The sequence below is a fragment of the Cuneatibacter sp. NSJ-177 genome (genome assembly GCF_022867805.1).
GTDB lineage: Bacteria > Bacillota > Clostridia > Lachnospirales > Lachnospiraceae > Pseudolachnospira.
Genome location: NZ_JALIFO010000011.1, coordinates 87,610 through 107,660, shown reverse-complemented (window position 1 = coordinate 107,660; position 20,051 = coordinate 87,610). Strand labels below are relative to the sequence as shown.

Sequence of the window (20,051 nt, the reverse complement as noted above, 5' to 3'; positions counted from 1 at the left end):
AAAATAAGACGACGTCTTATTAAGTGAACCCCAAAGATCCAGATATCCATGATTTTAGGCCATGGGGAATGACATAGACTAAAAAAGCTTTCTATGAAAAAAGAAAAAGTAAGAAAAAGCGAGTTAACAAGAAAAAAACAAAGATTATTATGGGAGGAACAAAGTATGAAAAAATTGTTTGCCATGGCGCTGGCGGCCGGAATGAGTCTGGCAATGACGGCATGCGGGACCGGAGGAACTCAGACGACGGCAGGCGGGACAACTGCTGCGGCAGGAGGCGGGACTACGACGGCGGCTGCGAATTCCGGAACCACGGCCGCAGAAGGAAGCAGCATACCGTATCCGGAGCGTTCGATCAAGGCTCTGATCGGTTACGGCGCCGGTGGTTCCACGGATAATGCGATGCGTCCCCTGCTATCGGTGGCGGAAAAAATACTGGGGCAGAGCATTGTGGTGGAAAACGTTTCCGGCGGATCCGCCAGCATTGCGTTCCAGTCAGCCTTTGAGGCGAATTCCGATGGTTACACCTTAATCGTCGGAGCGGAGACTCCGGCGCTGTACGACGCCTACGACTTGATTGACTATACCTACAGCGACGCCGCGATGGTAATGGTGGCGGCGGATTGCGCCCAGCATATCTTTGTCTCCAAGGATAGTCCCTACGACACGTTTGAGGATTTGGTCAATGCAGAAAAAGAAAATCCGGGCAGCGTTCTGAAAGTGGCTTCCGGCAACGTTGGCATCAACGCTTCCATCGAATCCATCTGGAGCGCCACAATCGGAACCAATTTTTCTGTCTATACGGCGGACAATGCGTCCTCGGCTGTGACCACGGTGATGGGCGGTTTCGCGGATTTCGGTCTCGGCAACACCGCTACTTTATACGATTACTATAAGAACGGGGATATTAAGATTCTCTGCACCTGCCGGTCCGACCGGGATCCGGCGCTTCCGGACGTGCCTGCCATCACGGAGACGTATCCGGAAATGGCAGACTATCTCCCGATGAAAGCTTTTTACACCGTAGCGGTGAAAGGAGACACGGATCCGGAGATCGTGGCTTACCTGCAAAAAGTGTTTGAGGAGGCCTATCAGTCCGAAGAGTACCAGGCGGTCTTGAAGCAGTTACAGCTGGATCCGGTAGGAGCCGTCGGAGACGCCGCCACCGAGTATGTGGATACCTTCCGCAAGAATGCGCTGACCGCGCTGACCAAAAGCGGCGCTGTGAAAAAAACGATGCAGGAATTGGGCTATTGAGTAGAAATGAGAGGGTACAATGGCTGAAAAAATAGGTAAAGATAACATAAAGGAGGAAAAGCCTGGGACTCCAAAAGAGTCTCAGGCGGGAGAGGAACAGGCAAAAGGGCCTCAGACGGTCGCTCCCGGCGGGAAAGCAATGCCTTTTTTGTTCCTGGGGATTGGAATCTTCTTCTTTTACCAGTCCCTGCTTCTCCATCAAAAGGATCCCACCCTGGACGGCTATGCGACTTTTCCCCTGCTGATTACGGGAATCATCATATTGCTCGCCTTGGTGGACATCTGGCAGAACCGGAAAATTCCCACGGAGAACCAGGGAAAAAGTCTGGGAGAAAAGATTAAAAACGGAGTCCGCTATCTGCTGCCTACGGATACGCTGATCATGGTAGTTTTTGTGTTTGTCTATCTGGCGGCTTTGGAATTGGGATTGGGCTTTGTGATTTCATCCACGGCATTCCTTTTTATCTCCATGTGCTACTTGATTCCGAAGAAGATGGTGAAAAACGGGATCTATACGGCGGTGATCATGGTGGCTATCTATGCGATTTTTAAAATTCTGTTCCAAGTTTATCTGCCGTAGGAGGAGAGAGTGATGGGCGCAATTTTATCTTATCTGTTTACACCGTTTACGGACCCGCTGATGCTGGTGGCCGTGGCGGCCGGTACCTGCGCAGGCGTCTATGTCGGCGCGATTCCCGGCTTGACCGGAACCATGGCTGTGTCCCTTTTGGTATCCCTGACTTTCGGCTGGAACACCCATGTGGCTCTGGCGGCCATGATCGGCGTGTTCTGCGGAGCTGTTTACGGAGGCTCCCGCTCTGCGATTCTTTTGAACATTCCTGGAGCTCCGGCCGCGGTAGCGACGGTATTTGACGGCTATCCCCTGGCGCAAAAGGGAAAAGCGGGCATGGCGATCGGAATCACGACGACGCAGAGCGTGGTGGGCGGCATCATCGGCGTGCTGGTGCTGGCGATTTTTACCCCGGCGGTGTCAAAATTATCGGTTTCTTTCGGGCCGATGGATTATTTCCTCCTGTCCGTGATGGGGCTTTTGATGATTGGAACCTTGGGCAATACCTCCATGGTGAAAGGGCTTCTCCCCGCCGCTCTTGGGATTCTGATCGGCCGGGTTGGACAGGACAGCATTTCCGGCGTGGCCCGTTTTACCTTTGGGAATACGTATCTCCTGGCCGGGGTGTCCTCGGTGGTGGCGATGATCGGCCTGTACGGCGTATCGGAATCTTTCGCCCAGCTGAAAACCAGGAATTTCCCAGTGGTGAAACAGGACGTAAAAAAGGTGGTTCCTGCCTTTGGCACAGTAAAGAAATATTTGAAGCTGACGGTAAAGTCTTCGCTGATCGGCTCGGTGATCGGCGCTCTGCCGGGCGCGGGAGGCAGTGTGGCGGCGCTCTTGACTTATGATCAGGCAAAGAGAACCACGAAAAATCCGGAGGTGCCTTTCGGCGAAGGGGCGATCGAAGGCCTGGTGGCCCCGGAATCCGCAAACAACGCGGCGGTCGGTGGCGCATTTATTCCTATGCTGACCTTGGGAGTGCCGGGCGATGCGGTCACGGCTGTGATTATGGGCGCGCTGACGATTCATGGACTGCGGCCCGGCCCGCTGATGATGGCGGAACAGCCGGATCTGTTTTATATCATTGTCAGCCTTCTGCTTCTGTCAAACGTTTTTCTTCTGGTATTCGGCCTGACAGGCATCCGCCTGTTTGCCAAATTTGTGGAGATCCCCAAGGGGCGTTTGATCCCGATTATTATCATTCTGTCGGTGACGGGTGCCTTTGCGATCAACCATATGCTCTATGATATTTTCTGGATGATCGGTTTCGGCCTGCTTGGCTATGTCCTGAAAAAGTATGGGTATCCGGTTTCCCCGATGGTTCTGGGAATCATCCTGGGGAACCTGATCGAGACCAATTTCCGGAGGGCCCTGGTGTCCTTCCGCGGCGTAGGAGGCTGCATCCGCAGCATTTTCACCCGGCCGATCACACTGATTTTATTTTTAATTATCGTGTATGCCATCGTCTCCCAGACGAGATGGTATAAAAAAGCAATTCAGAGTTTCCGCGAGAAGCGGGCAAAAAAATAAGAAGGAGATTTATCAAATGGACGAAAAAGTAGTGAAGATTATCAAGCCTTTCCGGGAGGGGCAGGCGGAGGCGGTTGCCCTGGGGGATTCTTCTCTTCGGTATGAGTACACAAAGCCCGACGGGACGAAGGGAACCTTTGGCTCTGTCCGGAAGGTATTCCGCTGCATCAATGAGCGGGAGGAGTATGGAGCTTCCACCAAATTTAAAGTGGGACTGACGATTTTTGCACCCGGCGAGGGCGGCCCGGTTCATGTTCACGAGAATTCGGAGGAATTCAGCTATATCATCCAGGGAAGCGGCGTCCAGCTGGACCGGGATGGGAATATCGTCGGGACTTACCAGGCGGGGGACGTCAAATTTGTCCCGGCCGGCGCATATCACGGAGGCTTTTGCACCTCGGACGAGCCAATGGTGATGCTGTGGGCTTACTCGGAGGGCGGGGAACTTCCCAAGGAATAAGGATGGATGCGATGAAGATAACCACGGACACAAAGCTGGTTCCGCTGCTTGGCATGCCCCTGGGGCATTCCTATTCGGTGGAACTGCAAAATCAGATTTTTGAGCGGGAGGGACTGAATTACCTTCGGATCCCCATCGAGGTGCAGGGCGATGCCGTCGGCGAGGTGGTGGCGGGGCTCCGCCATATGAATATAGCGGGGATCACGGCGACGAAACCCAATAAAATCGAGATCATGAACTATCTCGATGAAATCGACCCGCTGGCGGGGATTATCGGGGCCGTCAATGTCAGCGTATTCCGGGAAGGGAGGCTGACCGGCTACAACACGGATGGCGAAGGTTTTTTGCAGTCATTAGAGGAAGAAGTAGACTGCGATCTTCCGCAGACGGACTTCTTTTGCTTTGGAGCAGGCGGCGCCGGACGGGCGATCTGTACGATTTTGGCGGACCGGAAGGCAAGATCGATCCGGATCACGGACTGCGTGCCGGAGGTGGCGGAGCATTTGACGCATCACCTGAGCTCTTATTATCCCGACACGCTGCTGGAGACCGTGCCTTTTACGGACAAGGCTGCCCTCGGCGCAGCGGTATCCCAGTCGGATGTAGTGATGAACGTATCCGGAGCCGGAATGTACTCCCGGCTGGATGAGACACCGGCGGATCCGGCTTGGCTTCATCCAGGCCAGGTGGCCTTTGACGCCACCTACAATCCGGAGGAGACCCGTTTCCTGCGGGAGGCCAGGGAGGCTGGCTGCCGGACCTTTAACGGAAAGCGAATGCTGGCTTACTGCGGCATGTTGGGTTACCGGCTTCTGACCGGGAAAGAGCCGCCGAAGGAAGAATGGCTGAAGAGAATGGACCGGATGGAGGAAGAAAGAAGGCAGAACCGGAAGGAGTGAAACGGGATCCTGCGTACCGGCGCTTACCGAAACCGGGAAAAGTATTCGATCACATAATCCCGGAACAGTTGGGCGGAAGAGGACAGATAGGCCTGGCCGTCCCAGGAAAGGTTGATTTTCCGGTAGCAGTGGGGGCTGCGGACCGGCACCAGAGATAATTCACTGTTGTCATAGGAAAACCAGGTATATTTGGGCACAAAAGCAATGCCCATGCCGATGCGCACAAAACCGCACAAAGTCTGCCAGTCGTGGCATTCCAGGATAAAATTGGGCTGGAATCCGGCCGCCTGACAAAATTGTTCGGTGTTGTAGCGGTAGGTGGCTGTTGGGATAAAAGTCAGGAAGGGTTCGTCTTTCAGCTCAATCAGGTCGATCCAGGGCCTTCCGGCCGCCCAGTGGGAGGGGGGGAATGCGATCAGAAATTCCTCCTCCAGCAAGGTAACGGAGTGGCCGTTGTCTTTGGCGTCCAGTCGCGGAAGATCAAAAGTAAAGTCACAGGTCCGGCGGACCGAGTCGAACTCCTGATACTGCTTTTTGCTGATGGAAAAATGAATATGGGGATATTGCTTGCTGAAACCGCCGAGAATATCCGGAAGCATGGAGATGCCGGCCTGAACGTAGAGAAACAGGTCGGGGTAGGAGGTGCTGTTCCGGTCGGTCAGTTCTTTTCTGGCGTTGTTGATCTCGGACAAGGCAGCTGCAATATGAAGATGAAAAATCCTTCCGTTCTCGTTGAGCCGGAGGGATTTTCCCTGCCGGTCAAAAAGTTTGACGCCCAGCTCATCCTCCAGCAGCTTGATCGTCTTGCTCAGGGAGGACTGAGAAATATGCAGCTTTTCCGCTACTCTCGTCATATGAGGTTCCTCGGCCAGCATTTTAAAATAGCGCAATTGCAGAAGTTCCATGTGTGTCCTCCCAGCTGTTTTTTTCAGTATAGCATAGGAGAAAAGCGGATGTCCAGAGGGGGATCGGATTACCGCTGGATGTAAATATATTTTAATGTGTATAAAATTTGCCTGCCCGTATCCATTACTGCCCGGCAAATTTTTGTGTCATAAATTTTTTGAATTCCTCGGCTGCCGGAGACCGCGCATCCGCACTGCGCCAGGCGAGGAAGATCTTGATCAGCGCCGTCTGCGGAGCGTGGGCGGCCTGGATATACTTACCGGCCGGATGAAGCTGGGAGGCAAGCAGGGAATTGGAAAAACCTACGGCTAGGCCGCTTTCCATCAGCTCTTGCTTAAAGAGAGCGCTGTTGGTGCGGTAACGGACATTGGGGATAAAATTATGATGGGTAAATTCGTCGAAAATTTCTTCAATCCGATCGTTGCCCCACTGGAGGGAAACGAAGGGCTCCTGCTTTAGCTCCTGAAGATGGAACCGGAGATTTTCCGGATCCGGCAGGTCTCGGCGGGGGGCAATGATGACCCGTTCCGCCGAGGTGATGTAGAGCCTTTCCTGGAAGTTCAGTCCGTCCGACTGTTCATAGCAAAGTAAGGCGTCCATATTTTGGGAGTTGACGTAGGTCAGATCGCTGATGCGCAGGAAGGTAAAGGTGATATCCGGATTTACGGAGGCAAATTCCTCCAGCGCGGGAATGATGGGCTGGAGCGAGAGGTAGGAGCCGAGGACAATATTTCCTTGGATATTCAGGTTTTTGGCTTCATTGGCTGCGTTTGTGATTTCCTGCAGCGCAAACGAAATATGGGAATAGAATTTCTGACCTTGGGCCGTCATTTTAATATGACGGCCGTTTTTTCAAATAGCTTGACCCCCATTTCATTTTCCAGGCGGCGCATGGTCTGGCTGAGCGAGGGCTGGGAGACATGCAGTTCGTGGGCCGCTTTTGTGATGCTTCCTAGTCTTGCAACTTTCACAAAATATTGAAGCTGTAAAAGTTCCATCTGGGTATCCCCCCTTTTATACATAACTTCGGATTTATGAATGCTGTTACAAAATATGTATTTGAAATAATACGCGGAATGTCGGAAAATGTCAAGTATAAAACAAAAAATATTCAATAAAGAATGAGAAATAATTAATACATACATAAATGTGAGACAGAAAGGACGACAAAAATGAAAGTAAGCGCGGTGGAACTTTTTCCCTATCCGGGATATGAGGGGCATGTGGATATGACTCTAAGTACAGATTCGGGAGTGAAAGCCAGTACGGCGGAGCTGCAGGAGACAATTAAAGCTTATCAGCTGGGACCGGGAACCACGATGAAAGATACCAATATCCCAGGGACAGGGGAAGGGCAAATCATGAAGCTGCGGGTGATCACTCCTTCTGGGATTTCGAATCCTTCTCCGGTTATTCTGGACATCCATGGAGGCGGATTTGTCAGCGGAAGCGTGGACATTGATAACTACAGAAATATTTATCTGGCCGAGCATACCCCCTGCATTGTCGTCTCGGTGGAATACCGGCTGGCGTCCAGGGCGCTTCCTTTTCCCGCGCAGCTGCTGGATTGTTACAGCGCCTATCGGTGGCTGCGGGATCATGCGGATGAGATCGGTGGGGACCGGAACCGCATCGGAGTCCACGGAACCAGCGCTGGCGGAAACCTGGCTGCCGGATTGGCTCTTTATCTAAGGGACAAAGGGGAAGCACAGCCGGCTCTGACGGTGTTAAACTGTCCGGATCTGGATATGGCATGGACAAACTCGAAAGTACAGTTCGGAAAGCTGGGGAAAGCGCCGGACTATGCCCATTCTACGCAGGCAATTTATGTAAACGCAGACGGCAGCCCGCTTTCGTACTATGCGATGCCTGCCCTGTGCAGGAATTTGAACGGACTGGCTCCCCATATGGTGATTACCGCGGAGTATGATCCGCTGAGGGATGAGGGAATGTCCTATGCGCTTCAACTCCTTCATGACCATGTTCCCTGCGCGACCATACAGGCGCCCCGTGTCACCCACGGCTTTTGTGTGATGGACCGGCCCCTGACCCATTGGGTGCATAACGGAATCTGCGCGGCATTCCGTCGGGAGTTTGGAATGGAGATTACTGAATTTTAAACGCGGGGAATCCACAGCCTGCTCAGAAGCGGCGTAAGATCTTCAAACAGAAATCAGGAGGAGGCCTGCCGTTACTGCTTTGTGTACTCGGTCATGCTTGCCACGGCGTATTGTATCCGCAAAGGGCGGATGCTTCGGGTCGATGTGGTAATCAATTTGTTTCCGCCGGTTATCGCAAAATTTTTGGATTTGGCCGCTCAGGTCATGGCCATTGCTTTCTGTGTGATTATGTTAAAACCTTCCTGGAACGTGATGGCCTCCGCTTTTCAAATCGGGAATGTCAGCTCCGGTCTGGAACTGCCGATGTGGATACTGTATACATCGGCGCCGGTTGGTTTTTTTCTGGGAATTGTCCGCGGGATTGAGGTACTTGCAATTTCCCTGAAAGATTTCAAAAAGATGCTGAATGAAAGAAAAGGGGGTGACGGAGAATGAGCGCGATTGTATTCCTCGTATTTTTTGTCTGTTTAGTATTGGCGGTACCGATCGCCATGTGTATGGGATTCGCCACGATCCTGCCGGGTCTTCTGGATCCGAAATTTGCCGGAAATTTGGAGGTTGTGGTGCGAAGCATGCTGAAAGGCGTGGACACCATGTCTATTCTGGCGATCCCTTTGTTCATGCTTTCCGGCGCCATTATGGCAACCGGCGGACTTTCGAAACGGCTGTTTGATGTTTTTGCCTTATTCATCGGAAGATTCCGAGGCGGAATGCCCTGCGCAGTGGTTGTGACTTGCCTGTTTTACGGGGCAATTTCCGGTTCCGGCCCGGCGACCTGTGCCGCGGTGGGTACCATGTGCATCCCGGTTCTCACCACATTGGGATATAAGAAAATTTTTGCTGCTGCGCTGGTGGCGACGGCGGCTGGGCTGGGCGTCATTATCCCGCCCAGTATACCCTACATTTCCTTTGGCCTGGTGACGGATACTTCCGTGGGAGACCTTTTTACCGCGGGGATTTTCCCTGGCTGCCTGATTGCCCTGTGGCTGATGATCTATGTGGTGATTTACTGTACGGTAAAAGGGGAAGACAGGGAGAAGATCGAGGCGAATCACCGGTCGCTGCGAGAACGCGGCGTTCTCCGGGTGCTGCGGTATGGCTTTTTTTCCCTGCTGACTCCGGTCATTATTCTGGGAGGTATTTATTCCGGTATTGTCACCCCGACAGAGGCGGCCTGTGTATCCGTATTTTATGCAGTTTTTGTCTGCCTGTTTCTTTACCGCAGCATTACCTTTAAAGACCTGTGGGGATTCTTTAAGGACGCGGTACGTTCCTATGCCCCGCTCGGTATGTCTCTTTGCCTGGCCAGGGCCTTCGTTCAGATTTTGGCTCTTCTGAAAGCGCCTCAGCAGCTTTCCGACTGGCTGTCGACCACATTTACCAGCAAATATTTGTTCCTGCTGGTGCTGCTAGTTATTCTATTCCTGCTGGGCATGGTGCTGGATGTCGGGCCGGCAAACACGATTTTGGGGCCTATGCTGATCGCTTTTACAGGAAATATGGGAATCAGCCCGGTTCATTTGGGAATCATCATGACCTGCGCTCTGGCGATTGGATTTGTTACACCGCCGTTTGGCATGAACCTCTTTGTGGCTGCCCCCATGGTAAAGGAAAATCCGATGACCATCGGAAAGGAAGCCTATCCGCTGATCGGATTTTATATGATTGCTTTGATGATGATTACCTTCATTCCGCCGATCAGCCTGGGGCTTTTGTAGCAAAATACAGCATGAAGTTTATTCCGGCGTTTGAAGCGCCTGGAAATAATCATTAAGAGGAGGAAACAATATGAAACGGAGAAAATGGACTGCACTGATTATGGCCGGTGTTCTTGCGTGCTCGCTAACAGCCTGCGGAGGCAATTCGGATGCCGGGACCACCAGCGCGGGAACCCCTGCGCCTGCCAGTACCGCCGCCAGCGGAAGTACAGAAAACGGCGGCGCCACGACCGGAGGAGGGGAGGGAGCCTATAGCGGCCTGGAGGAGCTGACCATGATTGTCGCCTCCAGCGCGTCTTCCAACTTAAATACCTTCACTCTTCAGCAGCAGTGCGCCGATGCGATCAAGGAAAAGACCGGCGGGAAGCTGAACTTCGACCTGAATTGGGATGGGATTCTGGGCGATGACGCAGTTTTGACCGAAAACTGCATCGCCGGTTCCATTCCTATGGTCAGCCTGATGTCTTCGGCTCTAGTCAATTATGTTCCGGAAGTAGGCGTGTTTGACTGCCCGGCGGTTTTTGACAGCGAGGAAGCGGCGTATCAAGGCGTGGCAGCTATGAAAGAAACTCTCGATCCGATTTTCGCGGAAAAAGGACTGGTGATTTTGGGGATGGGATTCCAGACGTTCCGGGCCCTGTCCACCAACAGAAATCTGCAGAAGGTAGAGGATTTCCAGGGAATGAGCATCCGGACGCTGGAAAACAAGTATCACATGGCATTCTGGAATAATCAGGGCAGCGTGGCAACTCCTTTGGCGTTTTCGGATTTGTATCTTTCTCTGCAGCAGGGGTTGGTGGAAGCCCAGGATAACACGGCGCCTGCAGTGTATTCCAATAAGTTTTATGAAGTTCAGGATTACTATATGGCCGTACCGGCATTTATGAATGTGGCGCTGGTTGTGGGCAGCAAGACTGTCTATGATTCCCTGGATCCCGCCTATCAGGAATGCCTGATGGAGTTCGGCGCCAATTATGTGCAGGCGGCTTATGATTCCGGATCCAGCGATATCAAGGAAGCGCTGGATAAGATGAAAGATGATCTGACTGTTCTGCCGGTGACGGATGACATGCTGGCTGCTTTCAAGACTGCTGCCAAGCCCATCTGGGATGATGTTGCGGCTGCTTTGGGCGACGATATTGTCAATCGTTATCTGGGTACGGCAGGCATTACCCGCTGATTTGGCCCTCATGATAGTAGGAAAAGGAAAACAAACCGGCGGCCGGAAAATTTTGATTCCTTCGGTCGGAAAGTTTTAATTTCGTCTGTACAAATTTGGAAAAATATCTTAATATATGGATAGCTTTACAAAAGCCCAGGCAGCCCTGCCTGGGCTTCAGGTTTGGGAGATAGGAGAGAGGAATGAAAAAGGGCGTTATCTATATACTGGGAACCGCGTTTTTTTTCGGCACTCTGGAGGTCAGCCTGAAGAGTGCAAATTTGGGTATGCCTGCCATGCAGGTCACATTTCTGCGTTTTTTAATCTGTGGACTGGTTCTGCTGCCTGCGGCGATAACCAGCATCCGGAAGCGGAAGGTGCGCCTGACAAAGGGTGATCTGGCGTATTTGACATTGCTGGGATTCATCTGTATCACCTGCAGTATGACCGTATACCAGGTGGGGCTGAATTACTGCAATGCCAATACCGCTGCGACGATTCTCTGCATTAACCCTGCTTTTACCATGGTTTTTGCTCATTTTCTGACGGAAGATAAGTTTAACCGGAAGAAAATGGTTGTGCTGGGGCTCAGCATCGCCGGGCTGGTTTTTGTGGCCAACCCGGTGAATATGGCGGAGGGGAATACTCCGTTGGGAATTCTCCTCGTTTTATTCGGCGCGGTTGCTTTCGGCCTGTTTACGGCTCTGGGAAAACGACGCGTGGACAGGATCGGCAGTATGGCCCAGAACAGCTTTGGCTTTCTCCTTGGCTGCGTGATTCAATTATTTATCCTCCTCTTTGCCAAGGTTCCGGTCTTTGAGGGAGTAACCTTGGCAAACCTGCCCTGGATTTTATATCTGGGCGTGGTGGTGACTGGGTTTGGCTATATTTGCCTGGTAAAGGGGATAGAGACCGCCGGTCCGTCCCAGGCGTCGGTGGCTTTTTTCCTGAAGCCGATCGTTTCCCTGATTGCGGCCGCGCTCTTTCTGGGGGAAGCGGTTACCTGGAATATCGTGGTCGGGATTGCGTTTATTTCCGGCGGATTTTTGTATTCTTATAAAAAATAGCTGCGAAGCAGATATTTTTGTCCAAACGGAGCGAAGCGGAGTTCGGACTTCTCCCCCTTTTTATGGAGCGACGGAGGAGCGAAATAAAAAATAGACGTGCTTTATATGGCGAATATAAAGGCTAGAAAGCAGCATAAACATTGGATTTAGCGCACTTTTTCAGGTTTGATTTGCCGGGTGCTTGAAACAGTTCAATTCTCTAACATCGGTGAAAGTGTGACCGCGTTCCGCAGGCAGTTATAACGAGTAGCGTGGAACGGTAAGGCTTATGCCGTTTACCGTTCCAAATCGCTGCTTTTTTCTTGCCTATCTGTTGAGGCTTTTTACCGGATTCCTCTTTTTTGGTTTGTTTTAGCTGAGGGTGGACGGCAGTATGGTAGGTATCCGGCACTTCTCCGGTCGTGTAAAAGTCATTGGTCAGCTGGTGTTTGTTGGTAGCTGACGTATGCCTTGGGTCGTGACAACAGGATTCGACAGAATATGTTTGAATATGATTAAAAGTAGCGTCATACTATGTCGAATATATTCCTATACGCTGGGCTAAAGGCAAGACATTTAGCATAATATCTGATATAATAGGGGGAAAGTCATTGGAGGTTGAGCATGAAGGAAGAAAAGGTCTTAAAAGCAAAAATAACTGCTAAAGGAATGCAAATTTCTGTTGTGTCGGACGGAAGTTACGATGACTATATCTCTTTAACTGATATTGCGAAATATAAAAGTGAAGATCCGGCTGCCACAATCCAAAACTGGATGCGAGGCCGTGACGTCATTGAATTTTTAGGACTATGGGAGACGTTGCATAATCCGGATTTTAAACCCCTCGAATTCGAGGGGTTTAAGTCACGGGCTGGTTCTAATGCATTTACTTTATCTCCGAAACGGTGGGTGGAAGCAACAGCTGCAATTGGTATGTATTCCAAATCTGGTCGTAATGGAGGGACTTTTGCACATCGGGATATTGCATTTGAATTTGCCTCCTGGATTTCAGCAGAGTTTAAGCTATACATCATCACAGATTACCAACGCTTAAAAACAGATGAAAACAGCAGGCTTTCATTAAACTGGAATATGAATCGGGAAATCTCTAAAATTAATTACCGAATTCATACAGATGCCATAAAAGAACATCTGATTGTTCCAGAATTACCAAAACAATATCAAAGTTTTACATATGCGACTGAAGCAGATGTTTTGAATGTGGCAATGTTTGGTATGACAGCAAAGCAATGGCGTGAGGCTAATCCAAACCTGGATGGAAATATAAGAGACCACGCCACGCTTCAGCAACTAATTATCTTATCTAATATTGAAAGCTTAAATGCAGAGATGATAAAACAAGGCATAGGACGTAATAAACGGTTGGTGGAATTAAATAGAATTGCAAAAGACCAGATGATATCTTTATTAAAATCAGCAGGAATAAAACGTTTAGAGGATTACAACAATTGAACGCAATAAAAAGCTACCGGATTATAACAAAGTTGCCTACAGGAATCCGTGGTATGTAAACAAAGTGTTTTTATGCTATTTAAGGAGAAGAATTAAATGGACAATAAGGATGAACAAATCCAGATTTTAGAGTGTTTTAAAAATCAAATTTCATTAACATGGAATTCATCTTGCGCGGAAGATTTTAGACAATGCTTTCTTTTCGTAAAAGATTTTTCTGTTTGGATAAAATGTCTCGACGCAATTCCACAATCCATTCTGTTGAAATCTTCCATAAATGAATGTGCAATTGCAAATCTCTTTTGCAGTCAAGGTCTTTATAAGCAAGCGATGGCCTCTCTACGGTTATGTTTGGAACACTGTCTATATGCCATACAACTATCTTCGGATGATTTCTCATTTCGACGTTGGAAAGCAGGACAAGAAGATATGAAATGGGCATCAATTACTGATAGTGAATTTGGCATATTTGGTAAAACATTTATTCGCGCATATGCTCCAGAGTTTGAAGATCGAAGTTCAGAACTTAATAGGACCGCAATTAATGTATATCGAGAATGCTCTGAATATATACATGGAAATTACAGCAAGCTAAATTGCTTACCCGGGCAAAATGAGTTTAATCAGGAATTGCTGTCAAAATATATCTCTTGTTTTCAAAGTATTGCATATTTAATTTCTATTTCACTTGTAATACGATTCAAAGAGTTTATAATAGAAAGCAAAATGCTCATAACATTAGAGCAGCCTATTATGCATAATATAGATATGTTACCGGAAGTCCAGTTGTTGTATAGTAAGGATGGAGATGAATAGTAATGAATGAATTTATATATCGAACTGAAGAGATGACACCTGAATTAATTTGTAATTTATTTGTTTCAACCCCTACTGATGAAGATATTATTTAGAAACTAATAGCTCCAACTCCAATCCTTTTGATTGGTAGTCGTGGTGTTGGTAAATCTTTTTTGTTTAGGGTAGCGGAAGCACAGTTAAATAGTAATTTTGAAACCAATAATGTTTTGCCAGTTTTTATTACATTGCGGAAAGCCTCATTGATTCAGACGGGGAATACCAATCAATTTCAATCTTGGATGCTTGCAAAGATTTGCTCCGAATTGCAACGAGCCTTAAGAAAAAGTGGGAAATTAGCCACTATTAATTATGGCCTTGGTATATTGCTCGGTGCATCAGCAAAGCCTGAAAAATCTGAACTTGAGGATATAACCGAGCGGTTTGAGTCCTCCTGGAAAAAGCCAGGGGAAGTAATCGATGATTCAATGATTCCAACGTTGGATAGTTTGTTAAATGTCGTTGAAGATTTATGTGAAGAACTTGGTATTAGACGAATTGTCCTGTTTATTGATGAAGCTGCACATGTATGCCGACCACAACAACAAAGAGAGTTTTTTACTCTTTTCAGAGATTTACGTTCTCCTTATATTAAATGTAACGCTGCTGTATATCCCGGTGTCACTATTTATGGAGAATCTTTTGAGCCGCTTCATGATGCCATACAAATTTCCCTAAACAGATCTGTCACAGATGATAACTATGTTGAAACTATGAAGGAAATGGTTCTCAATCAAGCAAGTGATAGTACATTATCTATGACATTATCAAAACGTGGTGAAAATTTCTCTATATTGGCGTATGCATCAGGTGGTAATCCACGTCATTTGCTAAAAACAGTTGAAATGGCTGGTAAACTAGATTCTGCTTCGGTTAACAAGGTAATACGTGAATACTATCGAGAATTGCTTTGGGCAGAGCATTCAAATCTTGCAGAGAAATATCCGGGATATGCTAAACTTATCGACTGGGGGCGTGATTTTGTTGAAACTGATGTAATCCCTGCAGTGAAACTTAAAAATGATAAATTTTTGGGTTTAAAAAGCGAAGAAGGTGTGACCAGTGCTTTTTTCTGGATTCATAGAAATGCTCCACAAGAAGTAAAAGAAGCATTGCGACTATTGGAATACACGGGTATTATTCACGAACATTCTTCAGGTATTCGTGCAACACGAAGTGGAATAGGGGCACGTTATGAAATCAACCTTGGTTGTTTGTTTGCAGAAGAAACAATACCAACAACGACAGCATTTTCTATTGCTCAGAAATTGAGTGTGAAAAAGATGACTGAGTATGGTAATAATTATAAAGCATTTAATAGCATTATAGGAGTTATTATTGAATCTGCTCGAAATGTAGAATTAGCAAAACAATTTGTAAAGAGTGTCGATACTTTAGATCTTACTTTATGGCAAAAGAGAAAACTGCATGAGTTAAATATCAATACTATTGGTGAACTGATTGAGGTAGAAGAAAGTAAACTGAAAGAAGCACGGTATATTAAGGAAACTCGTGCGAGGCAAATTAAAAATGCGGCTGTAGCGGCTGTTTGCGAATATCTAATAGGATGATTTTGGAATAAATATTTTTGTCGTGGCCTTGACATAAGGGGGGCGAAGATGGTGATGATAAAGTTCGACATATTATACTGGATTGACTTCGAACAAAAGAGAAAAGTAGGTTGTATTTCAGAATAAAAAGAAGATGCGATTATTATTGCATCTTGCAAAGGACATTATAATGGTTAAAGAGCAGGAGGGGAAGATTCCACCTGTTCTTTAATTTTTTGTCGTGGGTTTGTCATACATATGTCGCAAATCACGGAAACGAATATGCGGTATACCTAAGTTTTCCAATAGTTTTGCGAAAACGCTTAAGATCCATACGGCAGCCTGCGGCGCGCTGTTGAGCTTTCAGACCATCAGATCATTAACAAAATATGAGTTTACCTGCGTTTTGTGCGACTTTTTTGTGCAGCCAGAAAATCATTTGCTTTTCTTAGAACGGACTCACAACCTCGGTAATCGGCAATTCGGGTCTCCCTTACCATAATTTTTGCAAATATCCCCGGCGCTCATTTTCAATCGCAGACGAACCACAACGGAATATCCCATGCCCGATTGGACGTTACCGTGATTCCGTTCCAGCCTATCCACGGTTTGGAGATGCGTCAAAAGGAATAGTGATCAATTAAAGGAATAGAGAAATGGCACAGTAAATAAGCAAAAGGGCCATGATAACATTTACCAACTTTGCGTGTTTTGAGAAGAATTTACAAAATACCGCTCCAAACAGCGCCCAAACAAAAGAGCCGGAAGCGCCAAGCAGAGATAATATAACAGTAAATCCAATCAGAGCTGCACTGGAATGATAAACCGGCAAGATATAAAGCGACATTGCAGTGATTGCGTAAATATAGATTTTGGGATTGACGAATTGCAGTACCATGCCTGAAAGAAAGCTGGCTTCTTGATCGCCGCTTGTACTTAATTCCGAAGAACTTTTCCAGACTTTCCATGCAAGGTACAGCATATAAGCAGCGCCTAATATCTGCATGACAATCTTCACTTTAGGAAGATACGAATAGAGCGTTGCGCTAAATGCAGTACAAACAGACATAACGATTGCAAATCCGGCCAGTATACCGAGATTAAAGCGAACGCTCCGACGGAATCCCAGCCGTATGGCATTGCTCATGGAAAGCAGATTGTTGGCACCCGGTGTGTAAGCAGTAATAAAACAATAAATCAGAAAATCATATAAATGGAACATCATAACCCCTTTCTATTAAAGAATGGTTTTTGTCAATCCCCCAGAATGCCAGATGCGACTTCACCATGCAGCAAATGGAAATCACCTTTGTTGTATTTTTGAGTAGTCCCCTGGCTTCTTCAAGATTTGGAATCAGAAGGATAGCTCCTTTCCTCTTTACAAGCCTAAATTGAAACTGTATAATGGTATAAAATGATTATTATATTGTACTAGTACGATATAATAATACAACTAGTGCATTATAATGTCAAGAGAGAGGGTGATTTTTTGGATTCAATGAATGTGATAGTCGCTAGAAACATCAGACGACTGCGTGAAGAAAAAAAATTAAGCATGGACGAGCTTGTAAGATTGAGCGGCGTTAGTAAAAGTATGCTGGCACAAATTGAGCGCGGTGATGGGAATCCGACGATTTCTACATTATGGAAAATTTCAAATGGAATGAAAGTGCCGTTTGACGCTTTAACCGTTCGTCCCAAAAGTCCGTATGAGATTGTGAAGACATCGGAAATTCAACCCTTGCTTGAAGATGGCGGAAAAGTAAAAAACTACTCTCTTTTCCCGGATAATGAGAACCGTAGATTTGCAGTCTATTATCTGGAATTAGATGAAGGCAGCTATTGGGAATCCGAACCGCACTTAAAGGGAACCACTGAATTTCTTACAATTTTTACGGGAAAAATCGAGATTCATGCTGGCGGTCAACGTTTTATCGTTGAAAAGGGCGAAAGTATACGATTTGGAGCCGATACCGTTCATTCATACAAAAATGTTGGGAATGAAACCGCAGTACTGCACATGATTCTTTTTAACCCCTAATTGTGTTTCAGAGGAAGTTATCCCGAATGTAGCAATGTTGATCTTATAAAAGTTATATCAGTTGTGAATATGATGGAATAAGAAAAAATGCGGTTCCCAGCATGCCCCCTACTTTCTAAAGATATCAAGCGCATGGCTTGTAATTCCCAGTAGATCCTCCCGTTCACAGGTGGCGAAATGATACCTCATATACAAGGCAAAGATATCGGAATCCATCGCGTCGATCGCCTCGCGCATTAATAAGGTGCATCCGTCAGCAGCGACGTAATGCAGCCGGGTAACAGGAAATACGGACATTAAGGCGTCAATGTCTTCTTTCCGGACAAGTTCAAATAAATCCTTTGGCTCTGAATTCGCGGCAAATGTCTGAGCGTTAAGTAAGCCCTCTTTTATATATTCCGCGACGTTGACATTGCCGCGCTTGAAGCCCTCGTCCAGAAGGCAGCCGTCGGAGATCACATAGGCGGCAAAAATTACGCCTCCTGGTTTCGTGATACGAATCGCCTCGCCCAGAGCTTGCCGCTTGTCTTCTGGGGTATAGAGATGATACAGCGGGCCTAACAGCAGTGTAATATCATAGGTATCGGCCGGGAATGAAGATAAGTCCAAGGCGTTGCCCTGAACGATGGTGATTTGCTCGTCCGGCTCCGTATTTTCCCAAAAAACTTCTATATTGTGTTCCACTAATTCCACGGCATCCACGAGATACCCCTGACGCGCCAGCGCATGGGAGTACCGGCCTGTGCCGGCGCCGATTTCAAGCACACGGCTGCCAGAAGTGAGATACCGCTCGATATACCGCATTGTGGTCAGGAACTCAACAGACCCATGAGGGAACGCCAGCCGGTTATCCTCATCATAATGATTATAAAAGTCAATTAAATAGGGGGTTGTTTTCATTTTCACTCCTTCTGCGTCCGTTAGCGCCATTCGATCCATTCCAATGCGGTATTTCTTGCAGTATCAAAGCAGTCAGCACATCCATCACCATTTTCTCAGCGTTTTCTCGATCAAAAGAAAGCTTTTTCGTCGCGGTCAAAACAGCGATTCCATGGGTATAGAGAAATAAGTCCAGATAAATCTTTTTTGTGCGTTCTAAATCGATTCCGATGGCTTTCGAAAAAATCTCCGCCTTTTTTTCATTGTCAGCTTCCTGATAAAAATCATTTGCTTTTGTCATGTCCAAATCCATATCATGGATAAACAGCAAATGGAACAGGAGGGTTTCTTTTTGAGCAAAGTCAACATAGGAAAGGGGGAGAACTAAATAAGGAGGGACCTTCGCTAAATCACGATAATCCGCGACATACTGTTCATAGAATTCATAGGCAAACGCTAGATAATCGGTTTTTGGCAGCAAAAGCGCCTGGGGGCAAGATGATCCACAAAGAAAAGGATAGGGGGCGGCAGATAAGCTTCCGGGATCAAGCCATTGCGTTATTGACTCGATTCGTTGATGCTGGTACACTGAAATTGGGAGGATAGGAATGGACAAAAATTATTCCATTCCGGCTATGAATTAAGGGACAAGGACAGGTATGATCTTTCCATTCTTGAGAACCTGCTGGAATAATGGGCAGGATTAAAACGGGAAGCAGTGGAGTGTCTCCGGCGGATCTTACAGCAGCTGGGTAGGCTGAAATATAGCCTGACCGGAGGCAAGGTATCAAGTATAAAGGAAAGGGAAAGTCAATGAAGAAAAATGATAATCTAGTGATCGCATGTATGTGCTTTGGTATGATACTAGGGATCGCGATCGGTTGGGTGGTGGGACATTCTCAAGGAAAAACAGGCATAACCATGTGTTTCGGGCTTGTATTCGGCATGATCGCGGGAGCAGGTGTCGGAATGGTTGTCAAAAAAATCAGAGAGAAAAGCTGAGGCGTCTAAAAAGGGAATGCAGATTTGCCCCGGTACTTGCTGCGGCGTTTTCGAGGGACTCTTTGACCTTGCCGGGCCATTCCTGGGGAACCATAAGAGCCGGAAACCTACGCCAGAGAATGATAGGCAGCGGCCCGAAACAAAATCCGGCTTGATTTTGAAAAAACCTGTTGACAAATAAAAAAACTCTGCGTATAATACACCATATCAAAATAAACACTTCAAAAACCATAGAGGCGGAGAAGGTATTGCAGAGAGCACTCACAGAGAGCGGGGAAGCTGAGAAACCGCAGAACGCGTTGCACTACATGGGCCGCTGAGGGCGAGGGGAAAGGCACAGCCAAGTATCCAAGACGTATTGTCCGCGTTAAGGGCAGGGGATGTATTGGCATTCCTGACAAAGTGAATTCGAAACGAATTAATTAAGGTGGCACCGCAGGTGAAAACTTGTCCTTATTCTGCACAGGCAGAATAGGGATTTTTTTTGTATAAGCTACGAGCCGGGCAAAACGAAGAACGCAGCCGCCGGGAAGGGCTTGCACTTCCCGGCGGCTGAGCTCTCCGTTTTATGAGGCGACAGCC

General features: G+C 47.5%; 21 protein-coding genes. 15 read left to right on the top strand and 6 right to left on the bottom strand.

Going from position 1 to position 20,051, the window contains the following annotated elements:
- The first annotated feature begins 165 nt into the window (after positions 1–165).
- From MUB23_RS15985 to MUB23_RS15965, 5 genes are read left to right on the top strand one after another with little or no spacing between them, the layout of a single operon-like run.
- The gene (locus MUB23_RS15985; protein ID WP_244801740.1) at positions 166–1,257 is read left to right on the top strand and encodes a tripartite tricarboxylate transporter substrate binding protein; all 1,092 of its coding nucleotides are present in this window, start codon (positions 166–168) and stop codon (positions 1,255–1,257) included.
- Between the two features lie 19 nt (positions 1,258–1,276).
- On the top strand, positions 1,277–1,837 hold the full coding sequence (locus tag MUB23_RS15980; RefSeq protein ID WP_244801738.1) for a tripartite tricarboxylate transporter TctB family protein: 561 nt from the start codon (positions 1,277–1,279) through the stop codon (positions 1,835–1,837).
- A gap of 12 nt (positions 1,838–1,849) precedes the next feature.
- Positions 1,850–3,361 carry a tripartite tricarboxylate transporter permease gene (locus MUB23_RS15975; RefSeq protein ID WP_244801736.1) on the top strand — a complete coding sequence of 504 codons (1,512 nt, stop codon included), beginning with the start codon at positions 1,850–1,852 and terminating at the stop codon, positions 3,359–3,361.
- Between the two features lie 16 nt (positions 3,362–3,377).
- Positions 3,378–3,821, top strand: a complete 444-nt coding sequence (locus tag MUB23_RS15970) for a cupin domain-containing protein (RefSeq protein ID WP_244801734.1) — start codon at positions 3,378–3,380, stop codon at positions 3,819–3,821.
- Between the two features lie 11 nt (positions 3,822–3,832).
- Positions 3,833–4,720, top strand: coding sequence for a shikimate dehydrogenase family protein (locus MUB23_RS15965; RefSeq protein WP_244801732.1), 888 nt, complete (start codon positions 3,833–3,835; stop codon positions 4,718–4,720).
- A 23-nt stretch (positions 4,721–4,743) separates the two neighbouring features.
- On the opposite strand, the gene MUB23_RS15960 is transcribed toward MUB23_RS15965, so the two are convergent.
- The 3 genes from MUB23_RS15960 to MUB23_RS15950 form a co-directional block, all read right to left on the bottom strand.
- On the bottom strand, positions 4,744–5,625 hold the full coding sequence (locus tag MUB23_RS15960) for a LysR family transcriptional regulator (protein ID WP_244801730.1): 882 nt from the start codon (positions 5,623–5,625) through the stop codon (positions 4,744–4,746).
- 124 nt (positions 5,626–5,749) lie between these two features.
- Entirely contained in the window at positions 5,750–6,457 is a 708-nt protein-coding gene (locus MUB23_RS15955; RefSeq protein WP_244801728.1) for a substrate-binding domain-containing protein, read from the bottom strand.
- On the bottom strand, positions 6,454–6,624 hold the full coding sequence (locus MUB23_RS15950) for a helix-turn-helix domain-containing protein (protein WP_244801726.1): 171 nt from the start codon (positions 6,622–6,624) through the stop codon (positions 6,454–6,456). The genes MUB23_RS15955 and MUB23_RS15950 overlap by 4 nt, the downstream gene beginning before the upstream one ends.
- A gap of 174 nt (positions 6,625–6,798) precedes the next feature.
- Here MUB23_RS15950 and MUB23_RS15945 point away from each other — a divergent pair, with 174 nt between their 5' ends.
- From MUB23_RS15945 to MUB23_RS15910, 8 genes are all read left to right on the top strand, one after another.
- A complete protein-coding gene (locus MUB23_RS15945; RefSeq protein WP_244801724.1) occupies positions 6,799–7,746 on the top strand; it encodes an alpha/beta hydrolase in 948 nt (315 codons plus the stop codon).
- Positions 7,747–7,755: 9 nt separating this feature from the next.
- A complete protein-coding gene (locus MUB23_RS15940; protein ID WP_330641913.1) occupies positions 7,756–8,181 on the top strand; it encodes a TRAP transporter small permease in 426 nt (141 codons plus the stop codon).
- The gene (locus MUB23_RS15935) at positions 8,178–9,464 is read left to right on the top strand and encodes a TRAP transporter large permease (RefSeq protein WP_244801721.1); all 1,287 of its coding nucleotides are present in this window, start codon (positions 8,178–8,180) and stop codon (positions 9,462–9,464) included. Before MUB23_RS15940 ends, MUB23_RS15935 begins: the two co-directional genes overlap by 4 nt.
- A 70-nt stretch (positions 9,465–9,534) precedes the next feature.
- Complete coding sequence (gene dctP, locus MUB23_RS15930) at positions 9,535–10,644, top strand: TRAP transporter substrate-binding protein (protein ID WP_244801719.1); 1,110 nt, start codon at positions 9,535–9,537, stop codon at positions 10,642–10,644.
- A gap of 182 nt (positions 10,645–10,826) precedes the next feature.
- The gene (locus MUB23_RS15925) at positions 10,827–11,690 is read left to right on the top strand and encodes a DMT family transporter (RefSeq protein ID WP_244801717.1); all 864 of its coding nucleotides are present in this window, start codon (positions 10,827–10,829) and stop codon (positions 11,688–11,690) included.
- A 603-nt stretch (positions 11,691–12,293) separates the two neighbouring features.
- Complete coding sequence (locus tag MUB23_RS15920) at positions 12,294–13,142, top strand: KilA-N domain-containing protein (protein ID WP_244801715.1); 849 nt, start codon at positions 12,294–12,296, stop codon at positions 13,140–13,142.
- Between the two features lie 96 nt (positions 13,143–13,238).
- Positions 13,239–13,958 carry a hypothetical protein gene (locus tag MUB23_RS15915; protein ID WP_244801713.1) on the top strand — a complete coding sequence of 240 codons (720 nt, stop codon included), beginning with the start codon at positions 13,239–13,241 and terminating at the stop codon, positions 13,956–13,958.
- Between the two features lie 155 nt (positions 13,959–14,113).
- Positions 14,114–15,568, top strand: a complete 1,455-nt coding sequence (locus tag MUB23_RS15910) for a hypothetical protein (protein WP_244801711.1) — start codon at positions 14,114–14,116, stop codon at positions 15,566–15,568.
- Positions 15,569–16,187: 619 nt separating this feature from the next.
- Here the strand turns inward: MUB23_RS15910 and MUB23_RS15905 are convergent.
- Complete coding sequence (locus tag MUB23_RS15905) at positions 16,188–16,769, bottom strand: LysE family transporter (protein ID WP_244801746.1); 582 nt, start codon at positions 16,767–16,769, stop codon at positions 16,188–16,190.
- Positions 16,770–17,036: 267 nt separating this feature from the next.
- Between MUB23_RS15905 and MUB23_RS15900 the strand changes: the two genes are divergently transcribed.
- The gene (locus MUB23_RS15900; RefSeq protein WP_244801709.1) at positions 17,037–17,588 is read left to right on the top strand and encodes an XRE family transcriptional regulator; all 552 of its coding nucleotides are present in this window, start codon (positions 17,037–17,039) and stop codon (positions 17,586–17,588) included.
- 108 nt (positions 17,589–17,696) lie between these two features.
- Here the strand turns inward: MUB23_RS15900 and MUB23_RS15895 are convergent, their stop codons facing one another.
- Together MUB23_RS15895 and MUB23_RS15890 are read right to left on the bottom strand one after the other, a co-directional pair.
- On the bottom strand, positions 17,697–18,488 hold the full coding sequence (locus tag MUB23_RS15895; protein WP_244801707.1) for a class I SAM-dependent methyltransferase: 792 nt from the start codon (positions 18,486–18,488) through the stop codon (positions 17,697–17,699).
- Positions 18,463–19,083, bottom strand: a complete 621-nt coding sequence (locus MUB23_RS15890) for a TetR/AcrR family transcriptional regulator (protein WP_244801705.1) — start codon at positions 19,081–19,083, stop codon at positions 18,463–18,465. The genes MUB23_RS15895 and MUB23_RS15890 overlap by 26 nt, the downstream gene beginning before the upstream one ends.
- Positions 19,084–19,280: 197 nt before the next feature.
- Here MUB23_RS15890 and MUB23_RS15885 point away from each other — a divergent pair, with 197 nt between their 5' ends.
- Entirely contained in the window at positions 19,281–19,469 is a 189-nt protein-coding gene (locus MUB23_RS15885) for a hypothetical protein (RefSeq protein WP_244801704.1), read from the top strand.
- Positions 19,470–20,051: the final 582 nt, after the last annotated feature.